Below are 14,611 nucleotides of genomic sequence, written 5' to 3' on the forward strand. Positions count from 1 at the left end.
ATGGCGACTGACGCAGGCACCGAGATACCCCGGTTCCCGGCCGGCTTCCTATGGGGCGTGTCGACCTCGGCCCACCAGATCGAGGGCGCGGCCGCGCTGCGGGAGCCGTCCGTCTGGGACGTGTTCACGGCCGGACCGGGGCGGGTGCGGGACGGCTCGACGGCGGCGGTGGCCTGCGACCACTACCACCGCTACCCAGAGGACGTGGCCCTGCTCGCGGACCTCGGCGTGGACGCGTACCGCTTCTCCGTCTCCTGGCCCCGGGTGAACTCCCCCGGCGGCCTGGACTTCTACGACCGGCTGGTGGACGAGCTGTGCGCGGCGGGCGTACGGCCCGTGCCCACCCTCTTCCACTGGGACCTGCCCGCCACGCTGGACTGGCTGGAGAGGGACACGGCGTACCGGTTCGCCGACCACGTGTCGGTGGTGGCGGACCGGCTCGGCGACCGGGTGGCCACCTGGATCACCCTCAACGAACCGGCGGAGCACACCCTGCTGGGTCACGCGATCGGCGCCCACGCCCCCGGCCGGCGGCTGCTGTTCGACGCCCTGCCCGCCGCCCACCACCAGCTCCTCGCCCACGGTCTCGCGGTGCGGGCGCTGCGCGCGGCCGGCGCGGCGGACATCGGCATCGCCAACTCCCACGGCCCGGTCTGGCCCGCGTCCGAGGACCCGGCCGACCTCGCGGCCGCGGACCTCTACGACACCCTGCTGAACCGGCTGTTCGCCGAGCCGGTGCTGCTGGGCGCGTACCCGGAGGGCATGGCGGAGCTGATGGGCGGCAACGCGGCGGAGGACCTGGAGGTGATCGCCGGACCCGTCGACTGGTACGGCGTCAACTACTACGCGCCGTCCCGGGTGGGTGCCCCCGGGGACGGCAACGGCGAGTACGGCGGCCTGGAACTGCCCGCCGAACTGCCCTTCTCGGTGCGGGAGATCGAGGGGCGTCCGGTGACCGACTTCGGCTGGCCGGTGGTCCCCGAGGGCCTGACCGAACTCCTCACCGGCCTGCGCGACCGCTACGGCGACCGGCTCCCGCCCGTCCTCATCACCGAGAACGGCTGCTCCTACGAAGGCGTCGACGACCAGGACCGCATCGCCTACCTGGACGCCCACATCCGCGCCCTCCACACCGCCCGCGCCGCCGGCGCCGACGTCCGCGGCTACTTCGTGTGGTCCCTGCTGGACAACTTCGAATGGGCCGAGGGCTACACCCGCCGCTTCGGCCTGGTGCACGTGGACTACGCGACGCAGACGCGCACCCCGAAGGCGTCGTACCACTGGTACCGGGAGGTGCTGCGGGCCCAGCGCCGGTGAGACCTCAGAAGCCCAGCTTGCGCAGCTGCCTGGGGTCGCGCTGCCAGTCCTTGGCCACCTTGACGTGCAGGTCGAGGAAGACCGGCGTGCCCAGCAGCGCCTCGATGTGCTTGCGGGACTTGATGCCGACCTCCTTCAGGCGCTTGCCCTTGGGGCCGATGATGATGCCCTTCTGGCTGGGGCGCTCGATGTAGACGTTGGCGTGGATGTCGAGGAGGGGACGGTCGGCGGGGCGGTCCTCGCGCGGCAGCATCTCCTCCACGACCACCGCGATGGAGTGCGGCAGCTCGTCGCGCACGCCCTCCAGGGCGGCCTCGCGGATCAGCTCGGCCACCATCACCTGCTCGGGCTCGTCCGTCAGATCGCCCTCGGGGTAGAGCGCGGGCCCCTCGGGAAGCATCGGGATGAGCAGGTCGGCCAGCAGGTCCACCTGCTTGTCGCCGACCGCCGACACCGGCACGATCTCCGCCCACTCGATGCCCAGCTCCTTGCCCAGCTGGTCGATGGCGATCAGCTGCTCGGCGAGGGTCTTGGGGTCGACCAGGTCGGTCTTGGTGACGATCGCGACCTTCGGCGTCTTCTTGATGCCGGCCAGTTCCTTGGCGATGAACCGGTCACCGGGGCCGAGCTTCTGGTCCGCCGGCAGGCAGAAGCCGATCACGTCGACCTCGGCCCAGGTCGTGCGGACCACGTCGTTCAGCCGCTCGCCGAGCAGCGTGCGCGGCTTGTGCAGGCCGGGGGTGTCAACCAGGATCAGCTGCGCGTCCGGCCGGTGCACGATGCCCCGCACCGTGTGCCGGGTGGTCTGCGGGCGGTTGGAGGTGATCGCCACCTTCTGCCCGACCAGAGCGTTCGTCAGGGTGGACTTGCCCGCGTTGGGGCGGCCCACGAAGCAGGCGAAGCCGGCGCGGTGGACGGACTCGGCCGGCTGCTCGGAAGTCTGGGTACGAACGCTCATGCCGCCCATTGTCCCTGATCCACGAAGCCGCGTCGTACCACCGCCGCCCACCGCCCCCGCCGGTGAGCCTCCGGAAACCCGGCGGCAACGAAACGTCACGGAAACACACCCGTACGCGACCGGAAACGCACACCGGTGACCCTCTTGCGCAGCCCCACGCCCGTTGGAGACGCCCGTGACCCTCGCCGCACCCCACGCCGACACCGGCGACACCGCCTGGCTGCTCGCCGCGACCGCCCTCGTCCTGCTGATGACCCCGGGCCTGGCCCTGTTCTACGGCGGCATGGTCCGCACGAAGAGCGTCCTCAACATGCTGATGATGAGCTTCGTGTCGATCGCCCTGGTCACGGTGGTCTGGCTGGCGGCCGGCTACTCCCTCGCCTTCGGTGACGACCTCGGCGGCGGCCTGCTCGGCGGCCTGGAGCACGCCGGGATGCGCGGCCTCGGCCCGGACAGCGTCCACGGCACGGTCCCCACCGTGCTGTTCGCCACCTTCCAGCTCACCTTCGCGATCATCACGGCCGCGCTGATCAGCGGCGCGGTCGCGGACCGCACGAAATTCTCGGCGTGGCTGGTCTTCGTACCGGTGTGGACCCTGCTGGTATACGTTCCGGTCACCCACTGGGTGTGGGGCCCCGGCGGCTGGATCACGGACCGGCTCGGCGCGCTCGACTTCGCCGGGGGGCTGCCCGTCGAGATCACCTCCGGTGCCTCCGGTCTCGCCCTGTGCCTGGTCCTCGGGCCCCGGCTGGGCTTCAAGAAGGACGCCATGCGCCCGCACAACCTGCCCATGGTGATCCTCGGCGCCGGTCTGCTCTGGTTCGGCTGGTTCGGCTTCAACGCCGGTTCCGCGCTCGGCGCGAACGGCCTCGCCGCCGCCGCGTTCCTCAACACGCTCGCCGCCGGCTGCACCGGCCTGCTCGGCTGGCTCTTCGTCGAGCAGCGGCGCGACGGCCACCCGACCACCCTGGGCGCCGCCTCCGGCGCGGTGGCCGGCCTGGTCGCGATCACCCCCTCCTGCGGCACGGTCTCCCTGCTCGGCGCCCTGGTGGTGGGCCTGGCCGCCGGTGTCGTCTGCTCCTACGCGGTGAGCTGGAAGTTCAAGCTGGACTACGACGACTCCCTGGACGTGGTCGGCGTCCACCTGGTCGGCGGGATCATCGGCACCGTGCTGATCGGCCTGTTCGCCGACAAGGCGATGACCGGCGGCGCGCAGGGCCTGTTCCACGGCGGCGGGCTCGCCCCGCTCGGCCGGCAGCTGCTGGCGGTGGCGGCCGTGGCGGCGTACGCGTTCTCGGTGACGTACGGGCTGGGCAAGCTGCTCGACAAGGCGCTGGGCCTCCGGGCGAGCGAGGAGCAGGAGTACACCGGTCTCGACCTTACGGTGCACGCCGAGACGGCATACGATCACGGCGTCCTGGGGCACGGCGCCCCGGTCTCCCACTCCGCCCCGCTCACCGCCCAGAAGGTCAAGACCCAGGCATGAAGCTCATCACCGCGATCGTCAAGCCGTACCGTCTGGACGAGGTCAAGACCGCCCTGCGGGAGCTGGGGGTGCACGGGCTGACCGTGACCGAGGCCAGCGGCTACGGCCGGCAGCGCGGGCACACCGAGGTCTACCGGGGGGCCGAGTACCGGGTCGACCTGGTGCCGAAGGCGCGGATCGAGGTGGTCGTGGAGGACGCGGTCGCCGACGACGTGATCGACGCGGTGGTCAGGGCCGCCCGGACCGGGAAGATCGGCGACGGGAAGGTCTGGGCCGTCCCCGTCGAGACGGTCGTCCGGGTGCGGACCGGCGAGCGCGGGCCCGACGCGCTCTGACCAGCAGCGCCCCGGTCAGCGCCCCGGCGGCGGACACCAGCGCCACCAGCAGCCAGGGCACCACGAGGAAACCGGCGCTCGCCGACTCCCGGGTGTCCCGGGCGCTCGCGGTGACCGTGACCTCGCCCCGGTCGAACCGGGGCAGCCCGCGCCAGGTCTCGGTGAGCCGTACCCGCTGTCCCGGCAGCAGTTCGGCGGGCACCCGGGTGAGCCTGCGGTCCAGCAGCGCCCGGCCGAACAGTCCGCGTGCCTTCAGCTCCACCCGGGGGCTGAGGGTGACGTTGCCGGTGTTGCGCAGGGTGTAGGAGACGGTGGCCGTGCCGGCGCCGAGCCCGGGCGGCGACGGGCGGTGGTGGCTGACCCGCACCTGGCCGACGGAGAGCGCGGGCAGCTGAGGCCCGCCGACCCGGAGGTAGACCCGGGCGCCGACGGCCCGTCGCACTCCCAGGGCGAGCTTTCCGCCGCCGGTGCCGGTGCGCTCGTCCAGGGCCACGATCGCGCCGGGATGGTCGCCGGGCTCGGCTCGCTCCGGGACGCGCAGGGTGAAGGGCACGGTGACGGTCCGGTGTCCGGGCACGGTGATCCGGGTCCGGGCGAGACCGGCCCAGGCACCCACCCCGCGCATCCGCTCCCCCGCGGTCCGCACGGCGAACCCGCCGTCCCGGGCGGTGTTGTAGGCGTCGGCCGCGTACAGCCGGAAGGTCAGCGGGCCGCCGGTCCTGTTGTGGACGGCGACCTCGTCGGTCAGGGTCTGGCCGGGGTCGGCGGAGAGGGTGAAGTAGGGCCGCGCGGCGAGCTCGGAGGCGACCGGGTACACGGACCAGCTGCCGTTGTCGGCGGCGTGGGCGGGCGCGGCCGGCCACAGCGGCAGGAGCGCGGCCAGGAGCAGGGCGTACGGCTTGCGCATGGGTGCGGAAACCCCCACGGGCTGAAAGGACAGGGGAGGCGAGGGCCGGGCGGGTGCGGACGCCCGTGGAGCTCACGTGAGGGTCAGCGTGAGCACGCCCGCGTACGCGCCGGGCGGGGTGAACGCCGGTACGTCCAGGGAGAGTCCGGCGTCGACGGTGAACTCGCCGCCGGTCCGCGCCCCGTCGGCCGTGGAGGCGAGGGTCGCCCCCGAGTCGCCCACGGAGCCCGCCGAACCCGCCTGGCAGGCGCTGGGGCTGCCCGCCCTGGCCGCGCAGGCGGGGGTCCAGCTCAGCTCGTCCGCGTCGATCCTGCCGCCGGGGCCGGTGAAGTCGGTGACCTCGCCGGTCAGGGACCAGCCCGCGGGCCCGCCGCGGAAGTCCTTGACGGTCACCGTGTTCAGGCGGCCGGTGGACGGTCCGCCCTGGCCGAAGTCGACCGCGGAGAGGGCGACGGAGTCCCCGGCCTGGGTCATGGACAGGGTGCCCGCCTTGACGGTCGTGGTGAGCTTCTGGCCGTTGCCGGGGACGGGCGTGTCGTCATGGACGGCGTAGGCGGCGGGCCCGGCGCCCCGGTCCGGGTTCCAGGAGCCGCCTTCGTAGGCCACGATCCCGGTCGTCGCCCTGTCGCGCACGACGAGGGAGCCGCTGAAGGAGCCCTGGGCGTTCGCGGTGACGGTCGCGGTGTCCGCGGTCTGGGTGCCGCCGGCCCGTCCGGCCAGGGTGACGGCGGCGCCCGGCGTGAAGTGGCTGCCGCTGACGGTGACGCTCGCCCCGGGGGCGCCGGACGCCGAACCCAGGGAGATCGACCGGCGGTCGGCCGGGGTGCCGTCGGTCGCGGTGACGGTCACCGAGACCGGGGCGGGCGGGGTGATGACCGTGCAGGGGGTGTCCAGCTCCATGATGTAGCTGGTGTGGATGGTGTAGTCGCCGGGCGAGAGGGTGATCCGCCCGGGCTCGGTGACGGTGAACGTGCCCGTCATGGAGAACGACGGGAAGGCCGCCTTCCCCGGCACCGGCGGGTTCTTCCTCGGCCCGGCGACGGTGACGGCGCCGCTCTGGGCGCCGCCGAGGGCGACCTTCCCGGTCGGGGTCATGATGTCGGCGGGCAGGGCCAGTTCGGTGGGGTTGCTCGCGGCGGCGGTGACCACGGTGTAGGTCACCGTGACCTTGTCGCCGACCTTGGGCCGGGTGGTGTCCACCGCCACGTTCGCGGTGGTGGTGCCGTCGATGGGCGGGATGCCGGCGACGGCGGGCGGGATGCAGTGCGTGCCGAAGTCCACGTTCGCGCCGGCGGCACCGGCCGGACAGGCCAGCGCGCCGCCCGCGGTGACCGCGAGGGCGGTCGGCCCGAGCAGTGCCGTCCAGCGCCACCGTCGGGTTCTTCGGGGTGTCGGACCCATGGGCCCCCTCCTGAGGGTTGCGGGCGCAGCGGCTCGGCTGCGCCGACAGGGGGCATTGGCGGGGAGCGGGGGTGAGAAGTCAATGGAAATGCCGCAGACACCTGACGGAGTATCAGTTTCTGCGGCATTCCCGGGATTTCGGCGGTTGCGGCGGTTACGGCGCGATCCGGAACAGATCGCTCGGCCGCGGTCAGAACACGAACGGTCCGGGCGACTGCTTGGCCGTGGCCGTACAGGTCACGGAGACCCCGAAGATCACCATCTTCAGCGAGCCGCCGTACGCCTCCAGCTTGTCGCCGGCGGCCACGGTGCCGGCCAGCGGGCCGACGGTGACCGCGGCACCGGCGGCCATGGCCGGGTTCTTGGTCCCGCTGAAGACGGTGGTGCCGCCGCTCGCCCTGACCATGGTGAGCGTGGTGGCGATCGAGTCCTGGGCCACCGCGACCGGGGTCTTGATCGCGGTGGAGCTGAGGGTGAGGGTGGCCGAGGTGCCGCTCTGGGTGGCGGTGAGCGTCGCCGCGCCGCCGCCGAAGACGCCGCAGTTCGCGTTGATGGTCGCCGACTGGGGAGTGACGGCGGCCGCGGAGGGCGCGAAGGCCAGTCCGGTGACCGCGAGGGCCCCGGCGGCCAGGGCCGCACCCATCGCCGTGCGTGTGCCTCTCATGGGGATCCGCTTCCCTTTCGTGGTGGGGACGTGCCAGGTGGGGACGCCGGCGGAACGGAGAGGCCTGAGCAGGCGGGTGCGGGCGCTGCGCGGCGATGCGGATCTGACGGTCCGTCGGACGTACGGCCCCATTGACCCGCGCCGACGAAAACCCGACAAGGCCGAAATCCAGCCGACCTGGCGGGGGTGGGGGTGGATGTTCGGGGGGACGGAAAGCCCGGGGGACGGAGGTCCAGGGGGGGCGGAGCCTGGGCGAGGGGGGAGCCCGGGGTGGCGCGGAGCCCGGGCGGGATGGAGCCCGGACGAGGGGAAGCCTGGCAGCCCGAGCCCGGGCGGCTCAGAAGCTCCGAGCGGCACGGAGCACGCGCGGGCAGAATCCCCCCGCCCGGGGCGGCCGCAATCCGGCGAGGACGGAGCCCGGGCGAGGAGGCGGCCCGGACGGAGGGTACGAGCCCAGCCGAGGGCGGGGACCCGAATGGGGCGCGAGCCCAAGCAGGGCCGCAAACCCGGATAGGGGCCACGAGCCAAGGCGAGGGCGGGAACCCGGATGGGGCGCGAGCCCAAGCGGGACCGAGAACCCGAACAGGGGCCCTGAGCCCAAGCGGGACCAAAAGCCCGGACGGAGGCGCGAGCCCAAGCGAGGCCGACAACCCGGATAGGCGTCCCGAACCCAAGCGGGACCGGAAACCCGAACAGGGGCCCCGCGCCCAAGCGAGGCCGACAACCCGAATAGGACCCCGCGCCCAAGCAGAGCCGCAAACCCGGATAGGCGTCCCGAACCCAAGCGGGACCGGAAACCCGAACAGGGGCCCCGCGCCCAAGCAGGGCACAGGGGCCCTGAGCCCAAGCGGGACCGGAAGCCCGGGCGGAGGCCCGAGCCCAAGCAAGGCCGACAACCCGAATAGGGCCCCCGAGCCCAAGCAGAGCCACAAACCCGAACAGGGGCCCCGAGCCCAAGCGGGACCGGAACCCGAACGGGGCGCGAGCCCAAGCAGGGCCGCAAACCCGGAAAGAGCACCGAGCCCGGGCCGGGCCGGGGGGCGGCCCGGGGCGGGTGCGGAGGGGTCAGGTGGCGGGGATGGTGAGGCGGACCGTGCCGTCGGGGGCGGCGAGCAGGACCGGGGTGCCGGTGCCGCCGAGGTCGGCCACGGCGGACAGGTCCTCGGCCGGGAGCGACTCCGCGTCGCTCACCACGGCCGCCGCCTCCAGTGACCGCGCCCCCGAGGCCACGGCCATCGCGACGGCGGTCCGCAGCGCGCTCAGCTTCAGCGAGGGCAGCTCCACCGTCCCGGCGACATACGTGCGCCCGGTCTCGTCCCGTACGGCCGCGCCCTCGGGCACGACGTTGCGGGCCCGCGCGGAACGGGCCAGGGTGACGATCTTGCGGTCCTCGGGGTCAAGCCCGGTGCTCTCGGTCATGCCCCGAGCATACGAAGCCGCTCCGGGCCCGCCCCGCCACGGGTGCGTCACGCCCGGTCGAGCCGCAGCCGCTCCGCCCTCGGCAGACCCGCCACGACCAGGTCGTAGGAGTCCTCGATCAGCTCCCTGACCAGCCGGTCCGGCAGCGCCCCGTCGACGGTCACCGTGTTCCAGTGCCGCTTGTTCATGTGCCAGCCGGGGACGATCAGCCCCTCGTGCTCACCGCGCAGCCGGACCGCGTCCTCCGGGTCGCACTTGAGGTTGACCGTCAGGGGCCGCGCGTCCAGCGTCGTCAGGGCGAACATCTTGCCCAGCACCTTGAAGACCGAGAACTCCGGGCCGAACGGGAACTCCTCCACCGCCGCGTTGAACGACAGGCAGAAGGCGCGCAGCTCCTTGGGAGTCACTCGGCCTTCTCCTCCTCGGCGGCCGGCACCGGGACCGGCTCGACCAGCACCGTGACGATCTTGTTGCGGCGGCCGGCCGCGGCCTCCGCCGTCAGCCGCAGCACCCGCCCGTCCGGCAGGCGCACCTCGGCGGACGCGCCGGCGATCGGCACCCGGCCGAGCGCCTTGGCGAGCAACCCGCCTACGGTCTCCACGTCCTCGTCGTCGTACTCCTCCAGGCCGTACAGCTCGCCGAGGTCGGTGATGTCCAGGCGGGCGGTGACCCGGAAGCGGTCGTCACCGAGGTCCTCCACGGGCGGCAGTTCCCGGTCGTACTCGTCGGTGATCTCGCCGACGATCTCCTCCAGGATGTCCTCGATGGTGACGATGCCGGCGGTGCCGCCGTACTCGTCGATGACGACGGCGACGTGGTTGCGTTCCTTCTGCATCTCGCGCAGCAGGTCGCCGGCGTTCTTGGTGTCGGGCACGAACACGGCCGGGCGCATCGCCGTGGACACCAGGTCGCCCTCCGCCTCCCGGCTGATGTGCGTCTTGCGGACCAGGTCCTTCAGATACACGATCCCGATGATGTCGTCCTCGCTCTCACCGGTGACCGGTATCCGCGAGAAGCCGGACCTCAGGGCCAGGGTGAGGGCCTGGCGGATGGTCTTGAAGCGCTCGATGGTGACCAGGTCGGTGCGCGGGACCATGACCTCGCGCACCAGGGTGTCGCCCAGTTCGAACACCGAGTGCACCATCCGGCGCTCCTCGTCCTCGATCAGCGACTCCTTCTCGGCGAGGTCGACCAGCGCGCGCAGCTCCGCCTCGGAGGCGAAGGGGCCGTGCCGGAAGCCCTTGCCGGGCGTGAGCGCGTTGCCGATGAGGATCAGCAGGGAGGGCACCGGGCCCATGATCCGGGCCAGCGGCAGCAGCACATAGGCCGCCGCTGTCGCGGTGTGGATCGGGTGCTGGCGGCCGATGGTGCGCGGGGAGACGCCGACGGCGACGTACGAGACGAGGACCATCACGCCGAGGGCGACCAGCAGGGCCTCCCAGGTGGTGGAGAACTCCTTGAGGCAGGCGTAGGTGACCAGGGTCGCGGCGGCCATCTCGCAGGCCACCCGGACCAGCAGGGCCACGTTCAGATAGCGGGTGGGGTCGGCGGCGACCTGGGCGAGCCGGGCGCTGCCCCGCCGCCCGGACTTCACGGCCTCCTCGGCGCGGAAGCTGGAGACACGGGCGAGGCCCGCCTCCGCGCAGGCGGCGAGCCAGGCCACGACGACGAGCGCGATCGCGCCGAGCACGAGCTGAACGGACATGTGGCCCGCTTACGAGACGGTCGGCGCGGGCGACGGGCCGGTCAGGCCGCGCTCGGCCCGCCAGCCGTCCACGATGGCCGCCTGGAGCCCGAACATCTCGGCCTTCTCGTCGGGCTCCTCGTGGTCGTACCCGAGCAGGTGGAGCACGCCGTGGACGGTGAGCAGCTGGAGCTCCTCGTCCATGGAGTGCCGCGTGGGCGCCTCGGCGCCCTGCCGGGCGGCGACCTCCGGGCACAGCACGATGTCCCCGAGCAGCCCCTGCGGCGGCTCGTCGTCGTCCTTGGACGGCGGCCGGAGCTCGTCCATCGGGAAGGACATGACATCGGTGGGGCCCGGCAGGTCCATCCACTGGATGTGCAGCTGCTCCATGGCGTCGGCGTCCACGACGATCACCGAGAGCTCGGAGAGCGGGTGGATGCGCATCCGCGCGAGCGCGTAGCGGGCGATGTCCAGGATCGCCTGCTCGTCTACCTCGGTGCCGGACTCGTTGTTGACGTCGATCGACATGGTCGTGCTGGTCTACTTCCCCTTGGAGCCCCTGGCACCGGTCCCGGCGCGGCCTCCCTTGGGGGAGCCGCCGTTCTCGGTGCCGTGCTTGCTGTCGTACTGCTCGTACGCGTCGACGATACGGCCCACCAGCTTGTGCCGTACGACATCGTGGGACGACAGCCGGGAGAAGTGCACGTCCTCGACGCCCTCGAGGATCTCCTGCACCTGGCGCAGACCGGACTTCTGCCCGCCGGGCAGGTCGACCTGCGTCACGTCACCCGTGATCACGATCTTCGAGTCGAAGCCGAGGCGGGTGAGGAACATCTTCATCTGCTCGGGGCTGGTGTTCTGGGCCTCGTCCAGGATGATGAAGGCGTCGTTGAGGGTGCGGCCGCGCATGTAGGCGAGCGGCGCGACCTCGATCGTCCCGGCGGCCATCAGCCGGGGGATGGAGTCCGGGTCGATCATGTCGTGCAGCGCGTCGTACAGCGGGCGCAGATACGGGTCGATCTTCTCGTAGAGCGTGCCGGGCAGGAAGCCGAGGCGCTCGCCCGCCTCCACCGCCGGGCGGGTCAGGATGATCCGGTTGACCTGCTTGGACTGCAGGGCCTGCACGGCCTTGGCCATGGCCAGGTAGGTCTTGCCGGTGCCGGCGGGGCCGATGCCGAAGACGATCGTGTGCTTGTCGATCGCGTCGACGTACCGCTTCTGGTTGAGGGTCTTGGGGCGGATGGTGCGGCCCCGCGAGGAAAGGATGTTCTGCGTGAGCACCTGCGCCGGGGTCTCGGGCCCGTCGTTCGTGCCGTTCTCGCTCGCCTTGAGCATGGCGATCGAGCGTTCCACTGCGTCCTCCGTCATCGGCTGCCCGGTGCGGAGCACCAGCATCATCTCGTCGAACACGCGCGAGATCAGGGCGACGTCGACGGGGTCGCCGACCGCGCTGATCTCATTTCCCCGGACGTGGATGTCGGCCGCCGGGAAGGCCCTCTCGATCACGCGCAGGAGGGAGTCGCCGGAACCCAGCACGGTCACCATGGGGTGTTGGGCGGGGACGGTGAACTGCGCTCTCGCCTGCTCCTGCGCGGGGGTGTGAGCTGTCGGTGTCTCTGTCATGGGCCGGCGCTGAAGGCCTGCGCTTCCTCCTCGTCACGGCCGCACGGCTGAGGGCGGCCTCGCACTGTCCAGGGTACGACGGGGGGATGACAACGCCGTAGGGCTTTTCCTACGACCGTTTTTCCGGCCCGCCGTACCGTTTCGGCGTGGCACCGGCTCAGGCCGAGCGGCCGAACCCGATGGTGGGCACGGCCCGGCGCAGCGGCCAGGGCCGGTCCAGCCGCTTGGGGACGAGGTCCTCCAGGAAGGCGTACCGCTCCAGGGCCATCGGGTCCTGCCCGGGCAGGGACTGCACCTTGCGCCACCACGCCCCGATCTCCGACCAGCCGGGCGCGGACAGCGAGCCGCCGAACTCCTGCACCGACAGCGCGGCCGTGAGCCCGGCGAAGGCCAGCCGGTCGGCCAGCGGCCAGCCGGCCAGGGAGCCGGTCACGAACCCGGCGACGAACACGTCCCCGGCCCCGGTCGGGTCCAGCGCCTCCACGGCGATCGCGGGGACCTCGGCGGCCTCCCCGGTGCGCCGGTCCACCGCGTAGGCGCCCTCCTCGCCCAGGGTCACCACGGCCACCGGCACGCACTCGGTCAGCGCGTGCGCGGCGGCCCGGGGGCAGTCGGCGCCGGTGTAGCGGCGCGCCTCCTCCGCGTTGGGCAGGAACGCCTCGCAGTGCTCCAGGTCGGGCAGGCCGGCCAGGTCCCACGCGCCCGTCTCGTCCCAGCCGACGTCGGCGAAGATCCGGGTGCCCGCGCGGGCGGCCTCGGCGATCCACGGAGCGCCGCGGCCCGGGGTGAGGGAGGCCACGGCGGCCCGCGCGCGGGGCGGCCGGGCGGGCCCCCCGTCCGGGCCGAAGACGGCCTCGGGCGGCGGCTCGTGGCCGTGGGAGACCATGGTCCGCTCGCCCTCGTAGGCCATGGAGACGGTGACCGGGGAGTGCCAGCCGGGCACGGTCCGCGAGGCCGAGAGGTCGATGCCCTCGCCCCGTTCCAGGGCGTCCCAGCAGTACTCGCCGTAGTGGTCGTCACCGAACGCGGCGGCCAGGGCGGTGCGCAGGCCCAGCCGGGCGAGGGCGGCGGCCATGTTGGCGACCCCGCCGGGACTGGAGCCCATGCCCCGGGCCCAGGACTCGGTGCCGCGCACCGGCGCCGAGTCCAGGCCGGTGAAGATGATGTCGAGGAAGACCGTGCCGGTGAGGTAGACGTCCCAGGGCGGGTCGCCGGGGGCGCGCAGCGCGGCGAGCGGGTCGACCTGGACCTGGCGGCGCGCTGCCTGGGTGAGGTGTTCCGGTTCCTCTCGGGCGAGGGTGTGCGACGACGTCACGGTGCGCTCCCTGGCGTGGTGCGGTTTCGGCCAGTGTGCACCAGCACACGTACCGGCACGCCAGGGGTCCGCCCACCGGCGGGCCGGCGCCGGTTCACCAGCGGGGCATCACCGGGGTGTGCCAGGCGGGGTCGGCGACGCGCATCGCCGCCGCGTCGTCGCGGTCGCGCAGGGCGCCGTCGTCGTCGGCCCACCGCCGGTGCAGCCGGGCCAGTTCGTCCCGGTCCAGTTCGACGCCGAGGCCGGGCGCGTCGGACACGGCGACCCGGCCGGCCCGGAAGGCGATCCGCTCGGTGAGGACGTCCTCGGACTGCCAGGGGTAGTGGGAGTCGCAGGCGTGGTGCAGACCGGGGACCGTGGCCGCCACCTGGGTCATCGCGGCGAGGCTGATGCCGAGGTGGGTGTTGGAGTGCATGGAGACGCCGACCCCGAAGGCGGCGCAGATCGCGGCGAGCCGCTGGGTGTTGCGCAGCCCGCCCCAGTAGTGGTGGTCGGACAGGACGACCTGGACGGCGTCCTTCGCGAACGCCTCCTTGATCTCGCCGAAGGTGGTCACGCACATGTTGGTGGCCAGCGGCACGTCGGTGCCGGCGGCCACCTCGGCCATGGCGGGCGTGCCCAGCGTCGGGTCCTCCAGGTACTCCAGGACGTCGCCCAGCTCTTTCGCGACCTTCAGGGAGGTGGCGACCGACCAGGCGCCGTTGGGGTCGAGCCGCAGCGGGTGGCCGGGGAGGGCGTCGGCGAGGGCGCGGACGGCGGCGATCTCCTGTTCGGGCGGGAAGACCCCGCCCTTGAGCTTGAACGAGCCGAAGCCGTGCCGCCGCTGGAACAGGCGGGCCTGTTCGACCACGCCGGCCGGGTCGAGCGCGGCGCCCCACTCGTCGGGCTCGGCGGCAACGCCCGCCGGGTGCCCGGCCCACTTGTAGAAGAGGTAGGCGCTGTACTCGACGGCGTCGCGGACCTTCCCGCCGAGCAGCGCGTGCACGGGCAGGCCGAGCGCCCGGCCCTGGGCGTCGAGGCAGGCGACCTCGAAGGCGGACAGCACCGACAGCCGCAGCTTGTCGGCGGTCTGCGCCCCGCGCAGACCGCCCGCGTCCGTGCCGCCCTCGACCCGGGAGGCGTCCACGGCCAGGTCGATCCCGAACAGTCCGTTCACGTCCATGACCGAGCGACCGGTGAGCCGTTCGGCCAGCGGCCGGGCCAGCTCCAGGTACTTGGTGTCGCCGTAGGTCTCGCCGAGCCCGGTGACTCCGTCGGCGGTGACGATCTCCACGATCAGCCGGGGAGTGTACGGCTGGTGTACTCCCTGGGTGTTGAGCAGCGGCGGGTCGGCCACCAGGATCGGCGTCAGCCGCACCTCGGCGATGGTCAGGTCACGGGTCACTGGGAGGCCCCCACCATCTCTCCTCATGAATAACGTCCATATATGAGAACGCAGGCTAGACGGTTCTACCCCTGGACACCACCCGCAAACGACACCGTGGCCGGGATCACACACCCCG

Annotated in this window: 14 protein-coding genes; 3 read left to right on the forward strand and 11 right to left on the reverse strand. The window is 72.8% G+C overall.

Annotated features, from left to right (window positions below):
• Complete coding sequence (locus tag IE251_RS32090; protein ID WP_189756465.1) at positions 1 to 1,317, forward strand: GH1 family beta-glucosidase; 1,317 nt, start codon at positions 1 to 3, stop codon at positions 1,315 to 1,317.
• A 4-nt stretch (positions 1,318 to 1,321) separates the two neighbouring features.
• On the opposite strand, the gene era is transcribed toward IE251_RS32090, so the two are convergent.
• Positions 1,322 to 2,275, reverse strand: a complete 954-nt coding sequence (gene era / locus IE251_RS32095) for a GTPase Era (protein ID WP_030604902.1) — start codon at positions 2,273 to 2,275, stop codon at positions 1,322 to 1,324.
• Between the two features lie 175 nt (positions 2,276 to 2,450).
• Between era and IE251_RS32100 the strand changes: the two genes are divergently transcribed.
• On the forward strand, positions 2,451 to 3,761 hold the full coding sequence (locus IE251_RS32100; protein WP_189756466.1) for an ammonium transporter: 1,311 nt from the start codon (positions 2,451 to 2,453) through the stop codon (positions 3,759 to 3,761).
• Positions 3,758 to 4,096, forward strand: a complete 339-nt coding sequence (locus tag IE251_RS32105; RefSeq protein ID WP_189756467.1) for a P-II family nitrogen regulator — start codon at positions 3,758 to 3,760, stop codon at positions 4,094 to 4,096. The genes IE251_RS32100 and IE251_RS32105 overlap by 4 nt, the downstream gene beginning before the upstream one ends.
• Here the strand turns inward: IE251_RS32105 and IE251_RS32110 are convergent.
• From IE251_RS32110 to IE251_RS32155, 10 genes are all read right to left on the reverse strand, one after another.
• Positions 3,990 to 5,003: a WxL protein peptidoglycan domain-containing protein gene (locus IE251_RS32110; protein ID WP_189756468.1), complete on the reverse strand. Its 1,014-nt coding sequence runs from the start codon at positions 5,001 to 5,003 to the stop codon at positions 3,990 to 3,992. The two genes, IE251_RS32105 and IE251_RS32110, sit on opposite strands and share 107 nt — an antisense overlap.
• 72 nt (positions 5,004 to 5,075) lie before the next feature.
• Complete coding sequence (locus IE251_RS32115; RefSeq protein ID WP_189756469.1) at positions 5,076 to 6,404, reverse strand: beta-xylosidase; 1,329 nt, start codon at positions 6,402 to 6,404, stop codon at positions 5,076 to 5,078.
• Between the two features lie 190 nt (positions 6,405 to 6,594).
• Entirely contained in the window at positions 6,595 to 7,068 is a 474-nt protein-coding gene (locus IE251_RS32120; RefSeq protein ID WP_189756470.1) for a hypothetical protein, read from the reverse strand.
• A 1,065-nt stretch (positions 7,069 to 8,133) separates the two neighbouring features.
• Positions 8,134 to 8,487: a cytidine deaminase-like protein gene (locus IE251_RS32125; RefSeq protein WP_189756471.1), complete on the reverse strand. Its 354-nt coding sequence runs from the start codon at positions 8,485 to 8,487 to the stop codon at positions 8,134 to 8,136.
• Positions 8,488 to 8,534: 47 nt separating this feature from the next.
• Positions 8,535 to 8,894 (reverse strand): MmcQ/YjbR family DNA-binding protein, encoded by a 360-nt coding sequence (locus tag IE251_RS32130; RefSeq protein WP_189756472.1) that lies wholly within the window; start codon positions 8,892 to 8,894, stop codon positions 8,535 to 8,537.
• Positions 8,891 to 10,192 (reverse strand): hemolysin family protein, encoded by a 1,302-nt coding sequence (locus IE251_RS32135; protein ID WP_189756473.1) that lies wholly within the window; start codon positions 10,190 to 10,192, stop codon positions 8,891 to 8,893. Before IE251_RS32135 ends, IE251_RS32130 begins: the two co-directional genes overlap by 4 nt.
• Positions 10,193 to 10,201: 9 nt before the next feature.
• The gene (ybeY, locus tag IE251_RS32140; protein WP_030777220.1) at positions 10,202 to 10,699 is read right to left on the reverse strand and encodes an rRNA maturation RNase YbeY; all 498 of its coding nucleotides are present in this window, start codon (positions 10,697 to 10,699) and stop codon (positions 10,202 to 10,204) included.
• 12 nt (positions 10,700 to 10,711) lie between these two features.
• A complete protein-coding gene (locus IE251_RS32145; protein ID WP_189756474.1) occupies positions 10,712 to 11,794 on the reverse strand; it encodes a PhoH family protein in 1,083 nt (360 codons plus the stop codon).
• A gap of 157 nt (positions 11,795 to 11,951) precedes the next feature.
• The gene (locus IE251_RS32150) at positions 11,952 to 13,109 is read right to left on the reverse strand and encodes a carbohydrate kinase family protein (RefSeq protein WP_189756475.1); all 1,158 of its coding nucleotides are present in this window, start codon (positions 13,107 to 13,109) and stop codon (positions 11,952 to 11,954) included.
• Between the two features lie 94 nt (positions 13,110 to 13,203).
• Positions 13,204 to 14,520: a glucarate dehydratase family protein gene (locus IE251_RS32155; RefSeq protein ID WP_189756476.1), complete on the reverse strand. Its 1,317-nt coding sequence runs from the start codon at positions 14,518 to 14,520 to the stop codon at positions 13,204 to 13,206.
• Positions 14,521 to 14,611 lie beyond the last annotated feature (91 nt).

Origin of the sequence: Streptomyces eurythermus (assembly GCF_014649115.1) — a bacterium.
Classification (GTDB): domain Bacteria; phylum Actinomycetota; class Actinomycetes; order Streptomycetales; family Streptomycetaceae; genus Streptomyces; species Streptomyces eurythermus.